The sequence below is a fragment of the Lutimaribacter marinistellae genome (assembly GCF_042648365.1).
In the GTDB taxonomy this organism is placed as follows: domain Bacteria; phylum Pseudomonadota; class Alphaproteobacteria; order Rhodobacterales; family Rhodobacteraceae; genus Lutimaribacter_A; species Lutimaribacter_A marinistellae.
In genome coordinates this window covers 77,838-101,611 of the sequence record NZ_JBHRXI010000015.1, presented here as the reverse complement: position 1 = coordinate 101,611, position 23,774 = coordinate 77,838, and the positions used below count along the sequence as shown (strand labels likewise).

Genomic DNA, 23,774 nt, shown 5'->3' with positions numbered 1-23,774 from the left:
GATCAGATCCCGGCACCGCGTGGTGCCGGGGTTAAGCGCATGTTATTCGTCACCCGGGTACGGGAATTCCTGGCCGAGAACCTCGGAAGCTTCCTCGTAGATCGGACGCAGCACGTCATCGACGTCGTCATAGCCGGACGTGATGAAGTCGGAGAATACAAGAACCTCCTGCGCGATTCCGGTATTCTCCGAGAAGGTCACGCGGTCCTGCATGTCGGGCGCCTGCGCGGGCGCTGCCAGAGGCGGCGACTAGGTCGCTTCTTCGGTCGCTGCCATGCGCACCGTGATGTCATCCTTGGTCACGTTCCAGACCATGAAGTCATTCGCAAGGCTGAGAGGGCCGTCATAAGTCTTGCGGATGCGCTCGTAGACCGAAGTGGTCGTGTCGAAGTCGTTGAAGAAGTGATAGGCAACGGCCATGCGGGGCTGGATATCGCTCATCACCTTGCCGAAGGCTTCCGGGGCGGTGTGTACCTGGGTGCCGACCAGAAGGGCGGACTCCGGCGTGAACTTCATCTTCGTGACGAGTTCCGGCACCGCGATAAAGCATTCGTGGATCGCGAGATCGGCGTCCTTGGCATATTCCTTGAACCATTTGTTCGGGTAGGTGTCGGAGCTGAAGACGAACTTCAAGTCGTTCCATTCCATCGCGTAGCTGATTGCACCGTCGATGGAATGGATCGCCGGGAACGACCGGATGACCACACCGTTATCCTCGTAGACGACCTGGTTTTCGCCGGTGTAGTCGAACTCGTTGATCTCGAGCTTGTAACCGCGGAAATCCACGTTGCCCGCGCGTGCCGCAAGGTCCCAGGTCAGCATCCGCCGCATGTTCTCCAGCGCGTATTTCGTGCCGAGTTCCTCGACTGGACCGCTTGGCCCCCACACCCTTAGCGGCACGTTGCGGCCCATCAAGGCACCACCGATGAAGAGGTCATGCAACGCACCGAAATGGTCGGTGTGAAGATGTCCGATAAAAACCTTGTCGAGGTAGTTATAGGGGATCTGCAAGGAAGAAATCCGCTCTGCCGAGCCCGACCCGATATCGAACAGGAACTTGTCGCCGTTCCCGAGTTCCACGAGGAAACAGGCGGCGGCCTGCGCCGCGCGCGTCGTCGGCATGCCGGTCCCACAGGCGATCACCCGCATCTCGTCTTCGGCGAGGTCCTCGGTATTGGGATAATAGGCATCACGCGGCCTGTCCCTGACCATCGTCGGCGAAACTTCGGCCTCCTGAGCCCAGGCAGCACCCACAAATGACAACCCTTGAATTGCGGTCGGCCCAGGTGCCTGGGTGAACACCCACATGCCCAACGCTGCCGCAGTCACGACACAAGCTGTGAGACCCCGGTTTCTCTAGTCTTGAAACATCTTGCTTCCTCCCCGAGTGGGCTGGTCAATGGTCCAGCGAAAGCATACGAATTAGTATGTAGCATACTTTTGCGTATTGTTCTACGGTGTTTCTTCTTGCCCACACTCCAAGGGAACCCATTTCATGGGAATGTCGCCTGGTCCAAGGTTCGATCGAGAAGCATGGTTGCGTGCCGCCCTCAAGGTGCTGACTCAGGATGGACAGGCGAAACTCAATGTCGAAAAGATCGCGGCCGATCTCGGGGTCACCAAGGGAAGCTTCTATCACCACTTCCGCAATCGCGGGGACTTCGTGGGTAGCATCGTCGACTTCTGGGCAGACGAATTCACCTCCAAACCGATCAAGATGCTCAAGGCCAGTCGGCGCTCGCCAGCGGGCCGGCTTCTTCAGATCATGGAAGCCGTCAACGAAGGTGGTCTGAACCTGTACGATGCGGCATTCCGCAGCTGGGCTGCTCAGGATCCTTCAGTGGCCGAAGTGGTGCGGCAAGTGGACATCGCGCGGCATCGTACCATCAACGATCTGTTCGCGGGCATGGGATTCGAAGGCGACGAACTGCGCGAAAGAACGCGGATCTGGCTGGTGTTTCACAGCGCTCAGAGCACGGTCCACATTCCCGAAGATGCCGCTGTGACCAAGGAAACGATCATGCACCGTTTCCGGTTCTTCACCGGTCTGGACCCAGATCTCCTCGACCTAAACTCGGACCAGATCCCGACATCCTGAACCCCCGCCAAGGCATGAGGCGACGCCGCCACGCAACGCGTGATTGCTGCTGGCGATGCAATGCCCCAAGTCGGGCATGGGACAGGCAGAGCTTGCCCTCTCAAGATTTCGCTGGAATCGGCGCATAAATTGATATGTTATGTCATTACATAAATCTGTTCGCGCCGGGTGATCCGGTCCAACCCACAGGAGACCAAAGATGTTCTTGCGTTCACGCGCTGTCGCAGTCGCGGCCGCCCTGTTCTTCGTGACTCCAGCTCTTGCGCAAGAGAGCAAATCCGTAACCATTGCAGCACCTTGGGAGGTTGCGAGTTTCGATCCGGCAGTCTCCGGCTATGCCGTTCAACGGTTGCAGATCATGGAAAACCTTGTCGATGCGGATGAAACCGGCGTGCTTCGTCCCGGGCTTGCAACGGATTGGGAGGCTTCACAGGATGGTCTGACCTGGACCTTCACCCTCAGGAACGGGGTGACCTTTCACGACGGAACACCCTTCGACGCAACTGCTGCTGCCAGCGCGCTCACCCGTGCATGGCAGCAACCCGGTGTGCTGAGCAAGGCGCCGGTCAGTGCAATCGAGGCGGGGGACGGAACGGTTGTCATTTCGTTGACGTCCCCATTTGCCGCCCTGCCCGCACTTCTGGCGCATTCCACAACGATCATTCCGGCGCCCGCATCCTTCGACGAGGCAGGCAACCCCTCAGCCCTGATCGGGACCGGGCCGTTCAAGGTCGAAGCGTTCACCCCGCCGCAGAGTATCGACCTGATCCGCTATGACGCCTATTGGGGCGACGCGCCCTTGATCGAAAAAGCCAGCTACCTGGCGTCGGGCCGTGCCGAAACACGGGCCTTGCTGGCCGAAAGCGGAGACGCAGACATCGTGTTTACGCTCGACCCGTCGGGATACGCGCGTCTGAACGAAGTGGACAGTGTTGTTGTCACCGCCGTTCCGATCCCGCGCGTCGTAACCCTCAAGGTCAATGCAGGCCACCCGTTCTTTGCCGATGCACGCGCCCGGCAGGCGCTGAGCCTGGCAACCGACCGCAATGGGATCGCCACCGCCATCACGCGCTTCCCCGAGGCTGCAGCGACCCAACTGTTCCCACCTGCACTGAACAAATGGCACGATCCGTCACTGGCGCCGCTGGCCCATGACGTTGAGGCAGCCAAGTCACTGCTGGCCGAACTGGGCTGGACCACTGGCGATGATGGCATTCTCGTCAAGGATGGCGAGCGGTTCTCGATCTTGCTGCGCACCTTCCCCGACCGGCCCGAACTGCCGTTGATTGCCGCAGCCCTGCAGGACATGTGGAAAGAGATCGGTGTCGAACTGGTGGTGAGCGTTGCCAACTACTCCGAAATCCCGGCCGGTCATCAGGACGGGACGCTGCACGTGGCGCTATATGCGCGCAACTATGGCCTGACCCCTGATCCGGTCGGCACAGTGCAACAGGATTTCGGCGCCGGTGGCGGTGACTGGGGCGCCATGGGCTGGGACAAGCCCGAGGTTGCCAACGCTCTTCAGGCCATTGCCAAAACCAGCGATGACGCGGCCCGCGCGGCGAACATCGCCAAGGTGGCGACGACCCTTCAGGATGAACTGCCGCTGATCCCCATCGTTTGGTACCAGCACACGGTTTCCGTCGCCAAAGGCCTCGACGGCGTGGTGATCGACCCGCTGGAACGCAGCTATGGTCTGAGCAGACTTTCCTGGTCCGAATGAAACCGATGAACCCGTTCGTGGCAGCCTTCGCACAGCGAGGGCTGCAAGCCGTTATCGTGGCGGTCATCGTCGGTATCGTCAGTTTCGCGATGATGCAGGCGCTGCCCGGAGATGCTGCTTATCGCATCGCCGCGGGAAGATACGGATATGACATGATGGACGCCGCCGCGGCAGAGGCGGTGCGGCAGGAACTGGGCCTCGACCGGCATTGGGGCGTACAATTGCTGGATTGGCTGGGTGCGCTTGCGCAATTCGACCTGGGTCGGTCCTTGGTTTACGGCACACCGATAGTCGAAGAGATTGCAACGCAATTGGGTTACTCCCTTTTGCTGGCGGCGGGTGCGGTGCTTACGTCAATCCTGATTGCGGTACCGGTGGGCATCGCGTCCGGTCTGAACCCCGGAGGTACATTGGACCGGACCATGCTGGGCGTATCGGTTTTTCTGCGCGCGATCCCGGCCTTTGCACTAGGTGTCGTGCTGGTACTGGTCTTCGCCGTGCAACTGCGCTGGTTTCCCGTCGCCGGGTTCCGGGGGATACAGCACCTGGTCCTGCCCTCGCTCACGCTGGGCCTGGGGCTTGCCGCCGTTTCAAACCGCGTGGTCCGCGACGCGGTCGTCGAAGCCATGGCGGCCGAATGGCGCTTGTTTGCCCGCACCAAGGGGCTTTCAGCACGGGTAACGATGACGCGACATGTGGCGCGCAACGCTTCATTACCTGTAGTTACATATATCGGCGTCCAGATGGCTTACCTGATCGAAGGCGTCGTCATCGTCGAAACCGTGTTTGCATGGCCCGGGATCGGGCATGCGCTGGTGCATGCGATCTTCGCGCGCGACATCGCCATGGTACAGGGCACGGCACTGACGCTTGGGCTGATCTATGTCGTCCTGAACCTCTTCATCGACCTCGCCTGTCGGGGCATTGACCCAAGGACACGCACGGCATGACGGATCTGGCACAATTTCAACCGCGCCGGATGCGCCTGCCTCGGATCGGGGCCAGCCGTGCGACGGGCTTGACGCTTTTGACCATTCTGGCGGTTTGCACGCTGATCGGTCCCGATCTTGTCGGTCAGGATCCGGCCAAGCAATCCTTGCTGGAAGCGCGACAGCCGCCTGGCGCGGACCACCTGCTGGGAACCGATCACCTGGGCCGAGACATGGCGGCGCGGCTTCTTTCGGGCGCGCAGCTCTCTCTCTCGCTGGCAGCCCTGTCGGTGCTGACCGCCGGGATACCCGGTACGCTGCTTGGCGTGCTGGCCGCCTGGTTCGGCGGCTGGACGGATCGGGCTCTGAGCAGCTTTGCAGACGCCATCCTCGCGCTGCCGGGCTTGCTTCTGGTCTTGATGCTGGCGGCAATTTCACCCGGTTCGTGGTGGGCGCTCTACGTGGGCATCTCCCTGACACTCTGGGTGGAGTACTTTCGCTACACCCGCCAGCGCGCCCGCGTCGTGCTCGCCGAACCGGCGGTCGAAGCCTCGCGCCTGCTGGGGCTGCCGCCGCATATGATCTTGCTGCGCCATCTGGTGCCGGAAATCGGCCCGGGCCTGATGACCGTCGGCGCCTTCGGTGCGGCGACGGCAGTCACGGCCGTCGCCGCACTTGGGTTCGTCAGCGTCGGCGTCCGCCCGCCAACGGCGGAATGGGGCGTGATGATGACCGAGCTTCTCCCCTATTGGCGAGAGGCACCCTTCCTGATCCTGCAACCGGTTTGCTGTCTCGTGATCACCGTTCTCGCCCTACACCTGAGCGTCGGAGGCTTGCACAGAAAATGACTGCCCTGGACATCAAGGACCTGTCGGTCTTTACCGGCGCACACCGCTTGCTGGGCCCCGTCAGCTTTTCACTGGGCGAGGGCGATGTGTTCGTCGTCATGGGCGAAACCGGCGCGGGAAAAAGCCTGATCGCCCAGGCCATTCTTGGTACGTTGCCCGCCTCGCTCCGCATGGAGGGCGAAATCGCGATCAACGGGCGGCGGGTCGACCGGTTGCCGCCGGCAGAACGCGCCCTGCTCTGGGGGCGCGAGATCGCGACTCTCCCGCAGGAACCCTGGCTGGCGCTGAGTCCGCTGATGGCCTCGTGGCGGCAGGTGGCCGAGACCCATGTGCATGTCGGCGGGCGAACGCAACGCGATGCGAAACAGGCCACTGCGAACGATTTCGTCGCCCTCGGTCTCGAAGCGGCCGAGCCGCGCCTGCCCGGTCAACTGTCGGGCGGAATGGCCCAACGTGTGGCTTTTGCCGCGGCAACCGCGGGCCGAGCACCGATCCTGCTCGCGGATGAACCAACCAAGGGGCTGGACAGCGACCGGCGGGACAAGGTCGTCTCGCTCCTGCGTGATGTGCCGGACACCGGTGGCACACTGCTGACAATCACGCACGAGGCCTTTGCCGCCAGAGCCCTCGGCGGGCGGATCATGGTACTGCGCCATGGCAACGTGGTCGAACAGGGTCAGACGCTCGACGTTCTCACCGACCCGCAGGCCGATTACACGAAAAAACTGCTTGCGGCTGACCCCAGCCAATGGCCAGACACGCCGCGTTCCAATCCCGGGCGAGCGATCTTGACGGCCCAGGATGTCGCCCTCTCGCGTGGGGACAGGGTGTTGGTACGAGGTTTCAACCTCACCTTGCACGAGGGAGAGCGTGTGGCGATCACCGGGCCAAGCGGGATCGGGAAAAGCACGCTGCTCGACGCCTTGGCCGGGCTGATCAAGCCGGTCGAAGGGACGATCAAACGGGCCGCCCATCTGGATAGGTACTCGGTGCAGAAACTCTATCAGGACCCGCCCGCCGCCTTTCCGCGGCACGTTACGCTGGGTCGAAGCCTTCGCGATGTTGCGGACCTGCACGACAGGTCATGGGACGAGGTAATGGACACGTATGGCGAACTCGGTCTGGCACCGGATCTGCTTGCCCGGACCCCGGATTCCGTTTCGGGCGGCGAACTCCAGCGGATATCCATCGTGCGCGCTCTGACCGTGCGCCCCAAGGTCCTGCTTGCCGATGAACCAACCAGCCGCCTCGACCCGATCACGCAGAAAGACACGCTGGACCTCATCTCCCGTATCAGCCTGCGGGAAGGTATCTCCGTCGTGTTGGTCACCCACGACAGGGCCATGGTCGAGGCCTGGGCCGATCGCGTTGTGGATCTGTCATCGTGATCTTAACACCGCACGCGTGAAGCAGGCATTGAACCAACAGCAGCGGTGACCGAATAGCCGTCTCTTCCGCCGATAGGAGAAGGATCGTGAAGCAACGGGTTCCGGCCGATGCTCCCGCGGCGTGCGCAGGCACCGCAGGCAAAGACTTGCGACGGGTTTGCCTACCACACAGCCCAGCGTCTCGCCCAGTTGCCCCTCGGTGTGGTCCACCGGGTGTCGCCCGTTTATCAAGCCGAAGGCAATACGTACCGATTGCTGCAAGCGGTGCGCCGTTGCTTTCACCGCTGAGCGCGCCGCCGTGAACAAGGACACTCCTCAGGGAAATCGAACGCCTGCCGAACGAAACCTCGGCAGGCGTTACTTCTGGTGCAACGGAAAACCATCCGCGCGCCGCTGTGTTACCCGGTCAGAAGGTCCTTGAACTGCTCTTTCAGCTCACGTTTCAGCACCTTGCCCGTGGCTCCAAGCGGCAGGTTGTCGACAAAGACGACCCGGTCGGGGATCTGCCACTTGGCGACCTTGTCGTCGAACCAATGCAGCACCTTGTCCTCGGACAGTTCGACCCCTTCGGCCTTGACGGCGACGATCACCGGGCGCTCATCCCATTTGGGATGCGGCAAACCAATGGCGGCGGCGCTGTCAAGCTCGGGGTGACCCATGGCAATGTTTTCCAACTCGACCGAGCTGATCCACTCGCCACCGGACTTGATGATATCCTTGGAGCGGTCGCGGATCGTCATGTATCCGTCCGGGTCCAGCGTGGCGACATCGCCCGTCGCGAACCAACCGTCCTCCAACAGGCCCTCGCCTTCCTTGCGGAAGTAATCCGTCAGCACCCAGTGCCCGCGCACCATCAGGTCGCCTTGCGTCACGCCATCCTGCGGCAGGGTGTTGCCCGCGTCGTCGACGATCTTCAGTTCGACGCCATAGGGCGGACGACCCTGGTTCTCGCGCAGCTTGCGCTGATCCTCGAGCGGCAGGTCGCGATGCTTGGCCAGCGGATGGTTGGAACTGCCCAGCGGGCTCATCTCGGACATGCCCCAGGCGTGGACCGTTTCCACGCCGTACTTTTCACGGAACGCATCGATCATCGAAGGCGGACAGGCCGACCCGCCGATCACCGTTCGTTCCAGGCTGGACAGTGTGCTTCCCGACTTCCCGGCATAGGCCAGCAGCCCCTGCCAGATCGTCGGCACGCCCATGGCCAGCGTCACGCCGTATTCGTCGATCAGTTTTACCAACGCCTCGCCATGCAGGTCCGGCCCCGGCATGACCATGCGGCTGCCCGACATCGCGCAGGCATAGGGCGCGCCCCAGGCGTTGACGTGGAACATCGGCACCACCGGCATCACCACGTCCATCGCCGAATACCCGATCACGTCGCGTGTATTGGACGCAAAGGCGTGCAACAGTGTCGAGCGATGGGAATACAGCACGCCCTTGGGGTTTCCTGTCGTGCCCGAGGTGTAACAAAGCGACGAGGCCGTGTTCTCGTCAAGCTCCGGCCAGGCGAACCCGGCATCGCCCGCATCGATCCAGTCGTCATAAAATTCAAGGCCCGGCAGTTTCTCGGCCAACGCCTCGTCGCGACGGCCCATCACCACGACATGCTTGACGGTCTCCAGCTTGTCGCGCACCGCGGCCACCAGCGGAACAAAGGTCGCGTCGATGAACAGCACCCGGTCCTCGGCATGGTTGATGATATAGACCAGCTGTTCGGGATGCAGGCGCGGATTGATGGTGTGGCAAACGAAACCCGCGCCGGAGCTGCCGAAATAGACCTCGAGGTGACGCCGGTTGTTCCAGGCGATGGTGGCAATGCGCGCCTGCGCTTCGAACCCCTTGCCCGCAAGGGTCGAGCCGAGCCGGCGCGCATTCGCGGCAATCTCGGCCCAGCTTGTCTGCTCCACGCCGCCTGTCGTCTCGACCGACCAGATTTCCGTCGCCCCGTGATAGCGTTCGGCATGGTCGATCAGCGACGAGATGAGCAACGGTTTCGTCATCATCAGTCCCAGCATGGCGGTCTCCTCCCCGATTGGCCTGCATGTGTTCTGCGCCGCGCAGCCTGCCAAGACATTGGGGGAATGACAACTGCGCGCTTGCTCTCTTCCGCTACGACATGTAGCGCGTTTTCATGACCTTGCGCTTTCTCACGCCTCTTACGGCCGCCGAACAGCAGGCGGCCGGCCTCGCCGCGCCGCAACCGCTCGCGATTGCCGACCGCGTCCGTTACTCCGAACTCGACCCGCTCGACCACGTGAACAACAAGGCCTATCTCGGCTGGTTCGAGTCACTGCGCGTGGCCTATTTCGACGCTTTTCTCGGCCCTTACTTCACAACCCAGCCCGGCCCCCGTCCGGTCATCCGTTCTGCCGAGATCCAGTATATCCGCGAAATGGTCGCGGCGGAGCCGTACATCGCCACGGCGCGTGTCACATCCTTCAGGCAAAGCTCTTTCGTGATGGAACAGCAGCTCTGGTCGGGCGACCTGCGGGCCACGCTGCGCGCGGTGATGGTCGTGCTGGCAGATGACGGCTCGGGCAAGCTGACGCTGCCGGATTCGCTGCGGCACGCCTTGGTGGAGCGCGATGGCGCTCGCGCGGAGTGAAAGACGCCCTTTCCGGACGATCCCTTCCCCACTTACCGAACTACTGAATGGAACGGCGCGCGGTCAGCCGCCGTGGCGCAGTACGTAATCGACCAGCGCCACGGTCGACCCGTCCTTGCCGGTCGCGCTTTCGACACCCTCCACCACCGGGCCAAGCGAAGTCGCCAGTTCCTTGCCCAGCTCCACGCCCCATTGATCGAAGGAATTGATCCCAAGGATCACGCCTTCGACAAAAACGCGATGCTCATAAAGCGCCACGATCTGGCCCAGGACATGCGGGGTCAGCTTTGGATAGGCCAGCGTTACCGACGGCCTGTCGCCGGGGAACACGCGGTGACGCGCCTGCCGCTCCAGTTCGGGCCCCGTCAGCCCTTTGCCCGACAGCAACGCGCGCGCCTCGTCCAGCGACCGGCCACGCATCAGCGCTTCGGATTGCGCCAGACAATTGGCGACCAACAACCTGTGGTGATGGATCAGGTCGGGCTCGTGCCCCTCGGCGCCCACCATGAACTCGCACGGGATGATGTCGGTCCCCTGGTGGATCAGTTGATAGAACGCGTGCTGGCCGTTGGTGCCCGCCTCCCCCCAGACGATCGGACCTGAAGAGACCTCAAGCGTGCCGCCATCCATCGCCACGCGCTTGCCGTTCGATTCCATCTCGAGCTGCTGCAAATAAGCCGGCAACCGGGCAAGCCGCTGCTCGTAAGGCAGAACCGCACGGGTCGGATATCCCAGAACCTGTCGGTGCCATATCCCGCAAAGCGCCAGCATCACCGGCAGGTTCGCCTCCCACGGGGCCGCGCGGAAATGTCCGTCCATCGCCTGCCCGCCGCGCAGAAAGGCCGCAAAATCCTCCGGACCGATCGCGATCATTACCGGCAGACCGATGGGCCCCCAGACCGAGTATCGCCCGCCGACCCAATCGGCAAAGCCGAACACCCGCTCTTCGGGGATGCCGAAATCCCCGGTCTTGTCCAACGCGGTCGAGACTGCGGCGAACTGGCTTGCCGGATCGCCGCCGCCCGCCTCCATCCACTCTCGCGCGGAACGGGCGTTTGTCATCGTCTCGATCGTGGTGAAGGATTTCGACGCAACGATCACCAGCGTGCGCCTGGGGTCCAGCCCCTTGACCGTATCGGCCAGATGCGCCCCGTCGACATTCGATACGTAATGCACGCGCGGCCCGTCGTGATAGGGTGCCAGCGCGCCCGTCACCATGACCGGGCCAAGGTCCGACCCGCCGATGCCGATATTGATCACGTCGGTGAACGCGCCCGCCGGGGCGGCGATCGTGCCATCGCGCACCCCTGCCGCAAACCGCCCCATGCGGTCCAGGGTTTCGCGGACATCGCCCATTACGTCACGGCCATCAACGTCGACAGGGCCGCCATCAAGGTTGCGCAGCGCCGTGTGCAGTACTGCTCGGCCCTCTGTCTCGTTGATCGCCACGCCCGAGAACATGGCAGCGCGCCGTCCGGCCAACCCGCTTGCCTCGCACAGGGCCAGAAGCGCCGACAGAACGTCATCGTCGATCCGCGTTTTCGAATAGTCCAGCAGCAGCCCCCCGGTTTCGACCGAGAACCGCCCGGCCCGGTCGGGGTCTGCATCGAAAAGGTCGATGATCCGGGTCGTGCCCCGCGCGGCCAGCCGTGTCAGCTCGTCAAACATGCGCGGTTTCCTCATTCGGCCCAATGGACGGAAATCTGGTCGAGAACCGCCGCGATCGGCGCCTCCTCGGGCGGCATGGACAATGCCCGCTCCAGCGCTGCACGCTTCTCGGGGCCTTTCAGGATCAGGTGCTTGGACATGGCACCGTTCAGGACAGGCCCGGTCAGCGTCACCCGCGGCTCGGGCTGGGTTTCGGGCCGCGCCACCGCCAGGACCGGCGAATCGGCCGCCAGTGCGGCCTCGAGTCCCTCCATCCCCGGAAAGAGCGAGGCGGTGTGCATGTCCTCGCCCATGCCGAGGATCAGCACCGAAAGCGGCAGCCGCGGCGTCAGCATCGCCTCGACCTCGGCCAGCGAGTCTTCGGGTTCACCGCTTCCGGGATACAACGGCAGAAAGGTCGCCGCGGCAGCGCGGTTGACCAAAAGCCGCTCGCGGATCAGCCGCGCGTTCGACCGCTCGTGATCCGGCGGCACGCAACGCTCATCCGTGGGCAGCACGAAAACCCGATCCCAGTCCAGCGTCGCGGCGCAAAGCGCATCGAAGATCCGCCCCGGCGTGGTGCCGCCGGGAACGGCCAAGGTCGCGTAATCCTCGTGCAGCAGGGTCGCCTTCAGTTTGCCGGCAATGATGTTGGCAACGTCGATAGCCAGAAGATCGCGGTCGGCATATTTGATGAAGTTCATGGTTTTATCCCCTGCCACCGGCGTCCGTCGCGTTGCATCAGCAGCTCGGCGTCGCCGGGTCCCGTGCTGCCATTGTCATAGGGTTTGGGCACATCGCCACGCGCTTCCCACCCCGCGATGATCGGGTCCGTCCAGGCCCAGGCGGCCTCGACCTCGTCCCCGCGCATGAAAAGCGTCTGGTTGCCACGGATTACGTCCATGATCAGCCGCTCATACGCGTCGGGCCGGTCATGATCCTCGGCTGCAAGCGCCTCGGCAAAGCTCATGTCCAATGGCACATCCACCAGACGCATCCCCCCGGGTCCCGGTTCCTTGATCGTCACCTTCAGCGTGATCCCCTCGTTCGGCTGCAGCCTGATCGACAGGACATTCGCATGCCGCCCCGCCTCTGCACCAAAGATCGAATGCGGCGCATCCTTGAACATGACGTTGATGACCGAGGACCGCGCCACCAGCCGTTTTCCGGTACGCAGGTAGAATGGTGTACCTGCCCACCGCCAGTTGCTGATATGCGTCTTCAGCGCGATGTAGCTTTCGGTGCGCGAACGCGGATTGCCCACCGCAGCACGGTACCCGTCACCTTCCTGTTCATACTGCCCCCGCACGATGTGATGCGGCAAGACCGGATCCAGTGCGCGGATCACCTTCAGCTTTTCGTCGCGCAGCTCATCGGGCGCAAACCGCGCTGGCGGTTCCATCGCGATCAGGCAGAGAAGCTGCATCAGGTGATTCTGGACCATGTCGCGCATGGCACCCGCACCATCGTAATAGGCCCCGCGCCCGCCGACCCCCACGGTTTCGGCAACGGTGATCTGGATGTGATCGACATACTGGCTGTTCCATAACGGTTCGAACAGCATGTTGCCAAAGCGAACGGCCATCAGGTTCTGAACCGTTTCCTTGCCCAGGTAGTGATCGATCCTGTAGATCTGACCTTCGTCGAAATGGGCGGCGAGGTCCCGGTTAAGCGTCCGCGCGCTGGCCAGATCGCTGCCGAACGGCTTTTCCACCACGACCCGCGTACCCGCGCCGGCCAGCCCGTGTGCCTGCAACCGCTCGGCCAATGCGCCATACAGCCCCGGCGCGACCGAAAAGTAAAAGGCCTGAACCCGGTCCCCGCTGCCCGCCAGCCGTGCGGCCAGGTCCGGCCAGCCCGCCGCCTCGCCAACATCGATCCGGCGATACTCCAGAATGCCAAGGAATCCGTCGAGGTCCCCTCCCGCGCCAACCTCCGGCGCAAGCGCGCCCGCGACCAGCGCACGATAGCTGTCATCGTCCAGATCTGCCCGCGCCGCGCCGATCACACGCGCATCTTCAGGTATCTGCCCGGCCCGCCAACGCCGGAAAAGTGCCGGCAGGATCTTGCCAATGGCAAGATCGCCGGTTCCGCCGAAAATCACGAGGTCGAACGGATCGACAGGAATGACGCGTGAAACCATGGTCCGTGCTTACCCTCGCGCCCGCTTTCGATCCATACCCGAACGCCCGTCCGCATCCCCTGATCCGCCCCGGCTTCACAAGCGCGTCACCGTGTGGTGGCGGAAATGGCCTTTTGCACGGCGATGGGCTAAATCGGGCAAAAGACCACAACAGGCAGGCCGGACAACAGCATGAAAGACCACGCCCCGCAAGACGCCAACAGGGCCAAGTTCCAAGACAAATTCGTGACGCTCGACGGCCAGCCCCGCGCCTCCGTCGCGCTCACCGATCCGCAGATGCTGTGGTTCAACACCGGAACGCTTTGCAATATCGAATGCCTCAACTGCTATATCGAGTCCTCGCCCAGCAATGACGCGCTGGTCTACCTGACCGAGGCCGAGGTCACCGATTACCTCGACCAGCTTGCGGCCCGAAACTGGACCGTGTCCGAGATCGGCTTTACCGGCGGCGAGCCGTTCATGAACCCACAGATGATCGGCATGGTCCGCGCCGCTCTCACGCGCGGATACCGCGTGCTGATCCTGACCAACGCGATGCGCCCGATGATGCGTCCGGCCATGCGCAGGGGCCTCGAAACTCTCAACCGTGACTTCCCGGGCCGGATGACCCTGCGTATCTCGCTCGATCACTATACCGCCGCGCATCACGATGCCGAACGCGGCACGGGCAGCTTCGCCCGCTCGATCGAGGGGATGGAATGGCTGCGCGATACCGCTATCCCGATGGCCGTGGCCGCCCGCACCATGTGGGACGAGACCGAGGCCGAGGCCCGAGCAGGGTTCGCCGCGCTCTACGCCCGGCACGGGTTCACCATCGACGCGACAGATCCCGGCCAGACCGTGCTATTCCCCGAAATGGACGAAACCGCCGAAGTGCCGGAGATCACCACCGCCTGCTGGGATATACTCGGCAAATCGCCCGCGTCGGTAATGTGCGCCTCCTCGCGCATGGTCGTCAAACGCAAGGGCGCCGACCGCCCCGCAGTGCTCGCCTGCACCCTCCTGCCCTATACGCCGGAATTCGAGCTTGGAGAAACCCTGGCCGAGGCCGAAGGCGCCGTGCATCTCAACCATCCCCATTGCGCGATATTCTGCGTTCTCGGCGGCGCCTCCTGCTCGGCCTGACATTCCCTGGCCCGTCCGCGTGCTTTCCTCTTGCTGAAAATATCCCGGAGCGCGAGGCAGAGCCTCGCCATATGCCGCGCCCGGAACGGGCGCCCGGCCCAACACCGAGGAGGTCGCGCGCCAGCGCGGCCCCCGCAGGGGGCGGGAGCCCCTGTCTGACCAGCGCCTTTTGAGCCCGAACAGAAGCTTCCGGCCTGACATCTGCACCCCTGTCGGGCCGCGTTCGAACAGGCTCCACGTGCTTTTCCGGCGCCGTCGATCCGCTCGGATCGTAACGTGCGGGGTCAGTTCAGCCGGAATTCGCCCACGACCTGCCGCCACTCCCCGGGCCGGATCATCTTGCGGTGGGTAAAGCTCACCGAATGCAAGGGCCCCTCGATCTCTTCCTGCCAGAACTCGATGAACTTGAACAGCCGCGGGTGGTCCGGGGCAATGTCGTAATCCTGCCAGATGAAGGTGTTCAGCACATGCGCATGGTCCGGCATGTGATAGAAGAAATTCGCCGTGGTCAGCCCGTACCCCTTCAACATCAGTTCCGTTTCAGATTGCTCCATGGCCTCTCCTTTCGTGCCTCGTACGGAACATGATTCCAAGCTTTCGTGAAAAAGCAACGAAAACAGTATGTTGGCAGTCTCCCTCGGAGGCTGCCAAGGCAAGATACCGGCAACCATTGCACCCGATATGCCGGGTCTGATAGAGTGCGCACACAAGATATAGATGCGAACAAAAAACGGGCAGAACACGTGAGCGATACGCCGGAACCCCCTGAGAACATGGACGAAATGCCCGCCGAGCGCCCGGCACCCACCGGGCCGACCGTCTCCATCGAATCCGAGATGCGCAGCTCGTATCTCGACTATGCCATGTCGGTCATTGTCTCCCGCGCGATCCCCGACCTGCGCGACGGGCTCAAGCCTGTTCACCGCCGCATCCTGTATGCGATGCACGAATCCGGCAACAGCCACGACAAGCCCTACCGCAAGTCCGCGCGCCCCGTTGGCGACGTGATGGGTAAGTATCACCCGCACGGCGACAGCGCGATCTACGATGCGCTTGTCCGCATGGCGCAGGATTTCTCGATGTCGCTGCCGCTGCTCGACGGCCAGGGCAATTTCGGTTCGATGGACGGCGATAACCCGGCGGCCATGCGCTACACCGAGGTGCGCATGGACAAGCCCGCCGCCTACATGCTTGCCGATATCGAGAAGGAAACCGTCGACTTCCAGGACAACTACGACGGCAAGGACCGCGAGCCGACGGTCCTGCCCGCGCGGTTCCCCAACATGCTGGTCAACGGCGCCGGTGGCATCGCGGTCGGCATGGCGACGAATATCCCGCCGCACAACCTTGGCGAAGTCGTCGACGCCACGCTGGCACTGATCGATGATCCCGACCTCACCTCGGAACAGCTGATCGACTACATCCCCGGCCCCGACTTTCCGACCGGCGGCGTGATGCTGGGCCGTTCCGGCGCGCGCAAGGCTTATCTCGAAGGGCGCGGCAGTGTGATCATCCGCGCCAAGACGCGGGTCGAGGAGCTGCGCAAGGACCGGTACGCCATCATCGTGGATGAAATACCCTACCAGGTGAACAAGGCCGCGATGATCGAAAAGATCGCCGAGGCCGCACGCGACAAGCGGATCGAGGGGATCGCCCATGTGCAGGACGAATCCGACCGCAACGGCGTGCGCGTGGTGGTCGAGCTGAAACGCGATGCAACGCCCGACGTGGTGCTGAACCAGCTCTACCGCTTCACACCCATGCAGACCTCGTTCGGCTGCAACATGCTGGCTCTCAACGGTGGCCGCCCCGAGCAGCTGACCCTGCGCCGCTTCCTGACCTCTTTCATCGATTTCCGCGAGGATGTCGTCGCCCGCCGCACCGCCTTCGACCTGCGCAAGGCGCGCGAGCGCAGCCACATCCTGTGCGGTCTGGCCGTCGCCGTATCGAACGTCGATGAGGTTGTCGCCACCATCCGCGCCTCCGCCGACGCCGCCGAGGCGCGCGCCAAGCTGATGGAACGCCGCTGGCCCGCGGCCGAGATCGTGGGCTATCTGCGGCTCATCGACGATCCGCTGCATCCGGTGAACGACGACGGAACCTACAACCTCTCCGAGGCACAGGCCCGCGCGATCCTCGAACTGCGCCTGCAACGCCTGACGCAGCTTGGCGTGCAAGAGGTGACCGACGAGCTGGAAGAGCTGGCCGGCAAGATCAAGGAATATCTCGAGATTCTTGGCTCGCGCGAGCGGATCATGGGCATCATCGCCGATGAGCTGCGCGAGGTGCGCGAGCTGTTCGCGGTGCCGCGCCGCACCGAGATCGCCGACTGGTCGGGCGACATGGAAGACGAGGACCTTATCGAGCGCGAGGACATGGTCGTCACCGTCACCCAGGGCGGCTACATCAAGCGGACCCCGCTTGCCGATTTCCGGGCGCAAAAACGCGGCGGCAAGGGGCTGTCAGGCGGAACGCTCAAGGATGACGACGTTGTGACCTCGCTCTTCGTGGCGAACACGCATACGCAGCTTCTGTTCTTCACGACCGACGGCATGGCCTACAAGCTCAAGACATGGCGCCTGCCGCTCGGCGGACGGACCTCCAAGGGAAAGGCCATCGTCAACATCCTGCCTATCCCGACGGGCGTGTCGATCGCGGCGATCATGCCCGTGGACCGGGCCGAGACGGAATGGGACGATCTGCAGATCGTCTTCGCCACCAACAAGGGCAGCGTGCGCCGCAATCGCCTTTCGGATTTCACAAACGTCATGCGCAACGGCAAGATCGCCATGAAGTTCGAGGAAGATGACATGCGGCTGATCAACGCCCGCATCTGCTCCGAGGATGATGACGTGATGCTCGTCACCAACTCGGGCCGGGCCATCCGCTTCCCGGTACCCGAAGTGCGCGTGTTCAACTCCCGCAACTCCACCGGGGTCCGCGGCATCAAGCTGAACAATGGTGACGAAGTCGTGTCGATGTCGGTCATCCGGCATTTCGACGCCCAGTCCGACGAACGCGCGTCGTACCTCAAGATGCGCCGCGCCATGGCCGGCCTGACCGACGAGGTCGACGCCTCCGAGGACGAAGGCAACGCCGACAGCCCGCTGCCGCAGGAACGCTATGCCGAGATGTCGGCGGCCGAGAACCTGATCCTGACGATCACGGCCAAGGGTCTGGGCAAGCTCAGTTCCAGCCATGATTACCCGGTGCGCGGGCGTGGCGGCATGGGTGTCACTGCGTGGGAAAAGACCATGCGCGGCGGCGACATCGTGGCGAGCTTCCCCGTTGAACAAGACGACCAAGTGATGTTGGCAACCTCGCGCGGGCAGTCCATCCGCGTCCCGGTCGATGGCATCTCGTTCCGCTCGCGTAGCGCAGGCGGGGTCAAGGTCTTTGACACTGGTGCCGGCGAGGAGGTTGTCTCGGTCGCATGGATCGCCGACCAGGGCGAGGACGAGGGCCAGGAATAAGCCCGCAGGCGGCCCGGCCCCGGCGCCCGGCCGCCATTTCATCCTAATTCCAGGAACGACCCGCCATGCCTTTTTCCTCGGGCAAGCTGAACTGGGATGACCTGCGCTTTTGTGCGGCCGTCCTCGAAACCGGCAGCATGAGCGGCGCGGCACGGCTCCTTCACGCTGACCCGGCCACCGTCTCCCGCCGCCTCGCCCGCCTTTCGGAAGCGCTGGGAACCGAGGTCTACATCAAAGGCTCGGGCACCTGGCAGCCGAACCCCGCGCTTGCCGAGTTCTTCGACGACCTGTCGCAATTCGCCAGCCGTCTTCTGAGCCACCAGAACGCGCTTACGCTGCCGGGGCTGGATGACGGGCGCATTCTCGATCTCACCGTCAGCGGCCCGCCCACGGTCATCAGCCACGTGCTGTGCCCCGAACTGGGCGGCCTGCGCGAACGCGCCCCGAACATCCGGCTGACCCTCGATCACGAGGCGCCCGCCGTCACACTGGGTCAAAGCGACATGATGCTGACCCCGGTGATCCCCTCGCAAGGGCGCTTGATCGTGCGCTCTCTCGGGTCGATCCACTTCCATGTCTACGCCCGTCGCGGGGTCACGCCCGACTGGAACAACTGGGTCACGCTGGCCCGCATGCATGACAATTACGGGTCGGGCGAATGGGCCTCGACACTCCACGGCGGCACCCCGACCTGCCGGGTCCAGAATTACGACGATTGCGCGCGCGTGATCCTTGCCTCGAACCTCGTGGGTGTCCTGCCGGACATCGTCGCGCGGCAGTGGCCGGGGTTGATTCCCCATTCGATCGACACCCACAGCCACACGCTGTCGATCCACCTGTGTTACCATGAAAGCCGGCGCGACGACCCTGCCATCAAGCTCGTGGCGCGCTGGATCGACGAGGAGTTCCGCCGCAGCCGCGAGGCAACCCGGGCATGGCTGGACGGCGTGACGGTCACCCAGTCCGCAGCGGGATAAACCCCGCCTCTGGGAAAACCCGCAACGGCGCAGTTGCAGAAAATCCCATTGTGATACACACGGGATACGGTGATCGTAGCAAAAAATAACAACCCTGAGGCAATATCGTGCTACACGCTTACCCGATTTTCCGGGCTTTCTGCCGCTGCGCCGTCGCAGCGCTGCTGATCAAGCAGGCAGTTCTTTTCTTCATCCCCTCCCTCGGCCCCTCTACCATCACACCACTGGGCGAACAGTTCGGGCTGATCCTTGCCCCCTACCTGATCGCGGGCCTTTGCCTGTGGGCGGCAAGCTGGCTGGTCCTCGGGATTTGCAGCCGGATCCTCGCCGTTTGGGGGCTCGCTCTGTCGTTCATGCTGGTCATGACCACGCATGACAGCGCCGCTTTCCAGTGGCACCTCGCCGAATTTGCAGCCGCAGCGCTGTTCGCGATCCCGGTACTCTTTCGTGGCGGCGGCGCCTTTGCCCTGCACGCCAGGGGCTGGAACCTGACGGCCTGAGGGCCGTGCCCGACCGGGGGATTTTCGTCCACTCCTACCCCCGGTCGCGGCTCACAGCGCGTAAAGCGCGCCGAACTTCTCTTCGAGATAAGTCAACAGCGGTTCCTCGGACGGGGTCATGCCGCTGGCCCGGGCGATCACCTCGCGAGGGGCATAAAGCCCGCCGTGACGCTGCACATGCTCCTTCAACCATCCCGTCGCCGCAGACGTGTCGCCGCGGGACAGCTGCGCATCCAGATCCGGCACCGCTGTGCGCAGCGCGCCATGCAGACACCCGGCATAGACATTACCCAGCGCATAAGTCGGGAAATAGCCGAACAGGCCGACCGACCAGTGAACATCCTGCAGCACACCGTTGGACGGTTTGTCGACCGCATAGCCGAAATCCGAGGCAAAGCGGTCGTTCCACGCCGCTTCTAGGTCGCCGGTCTGCAAATCGCCCGCCATCAAGGCGCGTTCGAGATCGAAGCGCAGCATGATATGCAGGTTGTACTGCACCTCGTCCGCCTCGGTCCGGATGTATCCGTTCTGCACCCGGTTCACTGCTGCATAAAAGCTGTCGGGATCGTCTATGCCGAACGCCCCGAATGTCTCGCGCATCCGCTCGAACAGCCACCCGGTGAAGGCACGCGAGCGGCCCAGCTGGTTCTCGTAGATCCGGCTTTGGCTTTCATGCACGCCCATCGATACCCCACGCCCCAGCGGCGTCAGGGCATAATCGCCATCGATCCCCTGCTCATACGCCGCGTGGCCGACCTCGTGGATGGTCGAATAGAAACAATTGAACGGGTCAGCCTCGTTGGTACGCGTGGTGATGCGCACATCCGCGCCGCTGCCCGAGCTGAACGGGTGCACCGCCTTGTCGATCCGACCGCGCGCAAGGTCATAGCCAAAGGCAAGCGCAAGCACCTGGCTCAGCTGCATCTGTTTGTGGGCGTCGAACGAACCTTCCAGCCCGCGCGGCAGGGGCCGGTCCAAAATGGCAGCCCGCAATTCCACCAGCCGCGGCCGCATCGCATCGAAAATGGCCGCGATCTGCTCGCCGGTGGTCTCGGGCTCGTAATCCTCGACCAGGGCGTCGTAGACGTTGCCGCCCTGTGCAAGCGCGGCCCCTTCCTCGCGGCGCAGGTTCACCACCTCTGTCAGAACCGGCAGAAAACCGGCGACATCCTCGTCGGACCGCGCCTGCGCCCAGATGCCCTGCGCCTCCGAGGTGACGCGCGCGATCCGTGTGGCCAGTTCGGCCGGAATCTTGACCGCCCGGTCATAGGCCCGCCGAATCTCGCGCAGCTGCGCCGCCTGCACCGGTTCGGCGCCGTCGGCAGCGGCCAGCCACTCTCCCACCCGCGGGTCGGACCGGCGCGCATGCAGAACCGCCTCGATCGCGGCCATCTCCTCGGCGCGCTGCTGCGCGGCCCCGCGCGGCATCATCGTCTCCTGATCCCAGCCCAGCCGCCCCGCGATCTGCGCAAGGGCCGAGGTTTCGCGCTGATAGGCCATCAGCTGATCATATGCGGTCATGTGTCAGGCTCCGCGCAGGGAAGTGGAAACGGGGTAAAGGCTCAGGAAACGCGCGCGCAGGATCAGTACCCACAGCGCCACCGCCATCGCCTGGTGCAGGATCGCGATATGCCACGGCGCAGCATACAGCACCGTGACGATGCCCAGCACGATCTGTACGGCCATCGCCGCCAGCACCGCGTTGAAGGCAAAGCGCGTCCTGGCATGCGCACTCCGGCGGCCGCGCAGCCAGACCACCACGGCAAAGATCGCCAGCAGGTAGCCCGCGCAGCGGTGAATGAACTGTACCAGCCCCGGGTTCTCGAAGAAGTTGCGCCAGACCGGCTCGATCATCAGCGGGTTCGGCGGGATGATCTGCCCGCCCATCAATGGCCAGTCGGTATAGGACCGGCCCGCGTCGATCCCGGCCACCAACGCACCCAGCAGGATCTGGAGAAAGGCGAAATGCAACAACCCGGTGGAGAGCGAGAACAGCTTGGCCTCCTTGCCGCGGCGCGCCTGCATCAGGTCACGCTCTTCACGCCCGAGCTGGAAGATGTACCACGCGAGAATGGCGAGAATGGCAAAGGCAAGCCCGAGATGCACCGCCAGGCGATAACTCGCAACGGATGTCATACCCTCGCCCTGCGTCACGCCCGAGGCAACCATCCACCACCCGACAGCCCCCTGAACGCCGCCAAGCAGACCGGGTATCAGCAACTTTCCGGTCCAGCCCGGCGGGATCCGGCGCGCGATAAGAAAGCCCGCGAATCCCAGCGCCCAGACCAGCCCGATCACCCGGCCCAGCTGCCGGTGACCCCACTCCCACCAGTAGATGAACTTGAAATCGTCCAGTTCCATCCAGCGGTTCTGCAATTGCCACTGGTCGATCTGCTTGTACTTGTCGAACTCGGCCTGCCAATCGGCCTCGGACATCGGCGGGATGGCCCCGGTCACGGGTCGCCATTCGGTGATCGACAACCCGCTATCGGTCAGGCGCGTCAGCCCGCCCACCGCGATCATGATCACCACCAACGCAAAAAGCATCATCAGCCAGACCCGGATCGCCCCCCGCGCCCCGCGGCGGCCGCGATCGATTGCGCCGGGCTGCGCGACCTGCTTGGGCGTTTCGTCCGACACCTCCTCGAAGATGCTGCGCCGTTCGCTCATGTCCTTGTCCCTTTTCCCGTATCGCCCGGCAAGCTAGGGCTGCCCGGTCCCGCCGTCCAGCCTCAGCCCTTGTCCTTCCACCGGACCATCTGCCGCATGATGCCATGCAGCATCTGCACGTCCGCGCGCGTCAGGCGCATGCGGCTCCAGAGGTTGCGCAGGTTCACCTTCATCCCTTCCGCCTTGGCCTCGGGGTAGAAGAACCCGGCCTCTTCCAGCCGCTCCTCGTAATGCTCCGCCAGTTTCTCGATCTCGATACCGGTGGCCCAGTCCCCCTTGGGGCCGGGTTCGATGCGCTCATGCGTGACCTCGCCCACCTGCCGCATCCATTCATAAGCGGTCAGCAAGACGCATTGAGCAAGGTTGAGCGACGCATAGGCCGGGTTCACCGGGACCGAGATGATGGCATTGGCCTGCGCGATGTCCTCGTTCTCCAGCCCCGCGCGTTCGGGGCCGAACAGCACCGCGACCTTTTCACCTGCCGCGATCTTCTCGGCGGCAATGCGCATCGCACGCTCGGGGCTGTAGACCGGCTTGGTCAGCTCGCGATTGCGCGCGGTCGTGGCGAAAACATAGGTGCAGTCATGCAAGGCCCCCTGCAGGTCATCGAACAGCTGCGCCTCGTCCAGCAGGCGGCCCGCGCCGCTCGACATGGCCACCGCCTTCGGGTTGGGCCAACCGTCCCGAGGGCCGACGATGCGCATCCGGTCAAGACCGAAATTCCACATCGCGCGCGCCGCCGCTCCGATATTCTCCCCCATCTGGGGCCTGACCAGGACAATGGCCGGTTGCGCCTCTCCGCTGGGCATCGCTCATCCTTCCGCAAGGAACCGGGGCTTCGGATACTGCCCCGCTGCGAAAAGAACAACCCGGCCTGCCCTTGCGCACGCGCCGTCAGCCGTCTTTCAGCCACTTTTTGGCGCGTTCGATCCCGGTCGAGTCGAAGAACCGCGTTTCCGCCTTCAGGAAATTCGACATCACCCGCTGCGCCATGTGCTGCCATGCGCTGTCACCCACGACCGCCGCCTTCTCGACCATGCCGCTGTGATCGCGCACGAGGCTTGCATGCGCCATCAGCGCCGACAGCCCATGCCAGCCGTCGAATTCGGTCAGGTCCAGCAACAGGCGGAACCCGTCTCGGGCGCGGATCTCGGCCTCCAGATCCTCTTCGGCCGCCTCGATCACCGCGGGTTCCAGCTTGCCCACCAGTTGCACCATCAGCCCCGGCCCGCCGAGGTCGACGAAATGCACCGCACCAAGCGACTCGCGGATCCAGCGGCGCGCCTCTTCGGCCTCGGCCAGTTCGAACACCTGCACCGGGCACGGCATCAGGGGCGCAAAGACGCGGGCCGAGCCCTTGATCCAGCCGGTATCGGTGACCAGGGCGATACGGTCGAACCCGCTCCAGTGGCTCAACCCCATCTTGGTATCGGCCCAGGCCGCACCCAGGTCGAAGCCTTCGAACTCCTGCCAAAGGATCGCGACGACCCGGATCCGGTCATGCTCGGCCAGCGCGGCCTCGACCGCGGGCACCAGCGTCGTCTCGTATTCCTCCGCCGTCAGCCGCCCCGATATCTCGACCTCGAGCAGCGCACCGTCCATCTGTTTATCGATTGCGATCATCTCGCGCCCTCCCTGACACGGG

At 63.7% G+C, this 23,774-nt stretch carries 21 protein-coding genes; 10 read left to right on the top strand and 11 right to left on the bottom strand.

Annotated features, from left to right (window positions below):
• Positions 1-42 precede the first annotated feature (42 nt).
• Positions 43-213: a hypothetical protein gene (locus ACFORG_RS14000; protein WP_386736158.1), complete on the bottom strand. Its 171-nt coding sequence runs from the start codon at positions 211-213 to the stop codon at positions 43-45.
• A 36-nt stretch (positions 214-249) separates the two neighbouring features.
• Positions 250-1,254 (bottom strand): guanitoxin biosynthesis MBL fold metallo-hydrolase GntH, encoded by a 1,005-nt coding sequence (gntH, locus tag ACFORG_RS13995; RefSeq protein ID WP_386736157.1) that lies wholly within the window; start codon positions 1,252-1,254, stop codon positions 250-252.
• Positions 1,255-1,495: 241 nt separating this feature from the next.
• Between gntH and ACFORG_RS13990 the strand changes: the two genes are divergently transcribed.
• The 5 genes from ACFORG_RS13990 (at position 1,496) to ACFORG_RS13970 (ending at position 6,986) form a co-directional block, all read left to right on the top strand.
• Positions 1,496-2,098 (top strand): TetR/AcrR family transcriptional regulator, encoded by a 603-nt coding sequence (locus ACFORG_RS13990; RefSeq protein WP_386736156.1) that lies wholly within the window; start codon positions 1,496-1,498, stop codon positions 2,096-2,098.
• A 199-nt stretch (positions 2,099-2,297) separates the two neighbouring features.
• On the top strand, positions 2,298-3,821 hold the full coding sequence (locus tag ACFORG_RS13985) for an ABC transporter substrate-binding protein (protein ID WP_386736155.1): 1,524 nt from the start codon (positions 2,298-2,300) through the stop codon (positions 3,819-3,821).
• A gap of 5 nt (positions 3,822-3,826) precedes the next feature.
• Complete coding sequence (locus tag ACFORG_RS13980; protein ID WP_386736154.1) at positions 3,827-4,771, top strand: ABC transporter permease; 945 nt, start codon at positions 3,827-3,829, stop codon at positions 4,769-4,771.
• Positions 4,768-5,598: an ABC transporter permease gene (locus ACFORG_RS13975; RefSeq protein ID WP_386736153.1), complete on the top strand. Its 831-nt coding sequence runs from the start codon at positions 4,768-4,770 to the stop codon at positions 5,596-5,598. The genes ACFORG_RS13980 and ACFORG_RS13975 overlap by 4 nt, the downstream gene beginning before the upstream one ends.
• Positions 5,595-6,986, top strand: coding sequence for an ABC transporter ATP-binding protein (locus tag ACFORG_RS13970; protein ID WP_386736152.1), 1,392 nt, complete (start codon positions 5,595-5,597; stop codon positions 6,984-6,986). The genes ACFORG_RS13975 and ACFORG_RS13970 overlap by 4 nt, the downstream gene beginning before the upstream one ends.
• A 398-nt stretch (positions 6,987-7,384) precedes the next feature.
• On the opposite strand, the gene ACFORG_RS13965 is transcribed toward ACFORG_RS13970, so the two are convergent.
• Positions 7,385-9,004, bottom strand: coding sequence for a long-chain-fatty-acid--CoA ligase (locus tag ACFORG_RS13965; protein ID WP_386736151.1), 1,620 nt, complete (start codon positions 9,002-9,004; stop codon positions 7,385-7,387).
• Positions 9,005-9,120: 116 nt separating this feature from the next.
• Here ACFORG_RS13965 and ACFORG_RS13960 point away from each other — a divergent pair, with 116 nt between their 5' ends.
• Entirely contained in the window at positions 9,121-9,594 is a 474-nt protein-coding gene (locus tag ACFORG_RS13960; RefSeq protein WP_386736150.1) for an acyl-CoA thioesterase, read from the top strand.
• A 63-nt stretch (positions 9,595-9,657) separates the two neighbouring features.
• Here the strand turns inward: ACFORG_RS13960 and pgi are convergent, their stop codons facing one another.
• From pgi to zwf, 3 genes are read right to left on the bottom strand one after another with little or no spacing between them, the layout of a single operon-like run.
• Entirely contained in the window at positions 9,658-11,262 is a 1,605-nt protein-coding gene (pgi, locus tag ACFORG_RS13955) for a glucose-6-phosphate isomerase (protein WP_386736149.1), read from the bottom strand.
• An 11-nt stretch (positions 11,263-11,273) separates the two neighbouring features.
• Positions 11,274-11,945, bottom strand: coding sequence for a 6-phosphogluconolactonase (gene pgl / locus ACFORG_RS13950; protein WP_386736148.1), 672 nt, complete (start codon positions 11,943-11,945; stop codon positions 11,274-11,276).
• Complete coding sequence (gene zwf, locus ACFORG_RS13945) at positions 11,942-13,384, bottom strand: glucose-6-phosphate dehydrogenase (protein ID WP_386736147.1); 1,443 nt, start codon at positions 13,382-13,384, stop codon at positions 11,942-11,944. Before zwf ends, pgl begins: the two co-directional genes overlap by 4 nt.
• 171 nt (positions 13,385-13,555) lie before the next feature.
• On the opposite strand from zwf, the gene ACFORG_RS13940 reads away from it, so the two are divergent.
• Positions 13,556-14,509 (top strand): radical SAM protein, encoded by a 954-nt coding sequence (locus ACFORG_RS13940; RefSeq protein ID WP_386736146.1) that lies wholly within the window; start codon positions 13,556-13,558, stop codon positions 14,507-14,509.
• A 284-nt stretch (positions 14,510-14,793) separates the two neighbouring features.
• Here ACFORG_RS13940 and ACFORG_RS13935 read toward each other — a convergent pair whose 3' ends face one another.
• The gene (locus ACFORG_RS13935) at positions 14,794-15,063 is read right to left on the bottom strand and encodes an usg protein (RefSeq protein WP_386736145.1); all 270 of its coding nucleotides are present in this window, start codon (positions 15,061-15,063) and stop codon (positions 14,794-14,796) included.
• 189 nt (positions 15,064-15,252) lie between these two features.
• Here ACFORG_RS13935 and gyrA point away from each other — a divergent pair, with 189 nt between their 5' ends.
• From gyrA to ACFORG_RS13920, 3 genes are all read left to right on the top strand, one after another.
• Positions 15,253-17,982: a DNA gyrase subunit A gene (gyrA, locus tag ACFORG_RS13930; RefSeq protein ID WP_386736144.1), complete on the top strand. Its 2,730-nt coding sequence runs from the start codon at positions 15,253-15,255 to the stop codon at positions 17,980-17,982.
• 65 nt (positions 17,983-18,047) lie between these two features.
• Positions 18,048-18,959 carry a LysR family transcriptional regulator gene (locus ACFORG_RS13925; protein WP_386736143.1) on the top strand — a complete coding sequence of 304 codons (912 nt, stop codon included), beginning with the start codon at positions 18,048-18,050 and terminating at the stop codon, positions 18,957-18,959.
• Positions 18,960-19,066: 107 nt separating this feature from the next.
• A complete protein-coding gene (locus ACFORG_RS13920) occupies positions 19,067-19,459 on the top strand; it encodes a hypothetical protein (protein ID WP_386736142.1) in 393 nt (130 codons plus the stop codon).
• Positions 19,460-19,510: 51 nt separating this feature from the next.
• Here ACFORG_RS13920 and ACFORG_RS13915 read toward each other — a convergent pair whose 3' ends face one another.
• The 4 genes from ACFORG_RS13915 to ACFORG_RS13900 form a co-directional block, all read right to left on the bottom strand.
• A complete protein-coding gene (locus ACFORG_RS13915; protein WP_386736141.1) occupies positions 19,511-20,980 on the bottom strand; it encodes a carboxypeptidase M32 in 1,470 nt (489 codons plus the stop codon).
• Between the two features lie 3 nt (positions 20,981-20,983).
• Positions 20,984-22,129: a heme A synthase gene (gene ctaA / locus ACFORG_RS13910; RefSeq protein WP_386736140.1), complete on the bottom strand. Its 1,146-nt coding sequence runs from the start codon at positions 22,127-22,129 to the stop codon at positions 20,984-20,986.
• Between the two features lie 62 nt (positions 22,130-22,191).
• The gene (locus ACFORG_RS13905; protein WP_386736139.1) at positions 22,192-22,938 is read right to left on the bottom strand and encodes an RNA methyltransferase; all 747 of its coding nucleotides are present in this window, start codon (positions 22,936-22,938) and stop codon (positions 22,192-22,194) included.
• An 85-nt stretch (positions 22,939-23,023) separates the two neighbouring features.
• Positions 23,024-23,752 carry a SpoIIAA family protein gene (locus tag ACFORG_RS13900; RefSeq protein WP_386736138.1) on the bottom strand — a complete coding sequence of 243 codons (729 nt, stop codon included), beginning with the start codon at positions 23,750-23,752 and terminating at the stop codon, positions 23,024-23,026.
• Between the last annotated feature and the right edge of the window lie 22 nt (positions 23,753-23,774).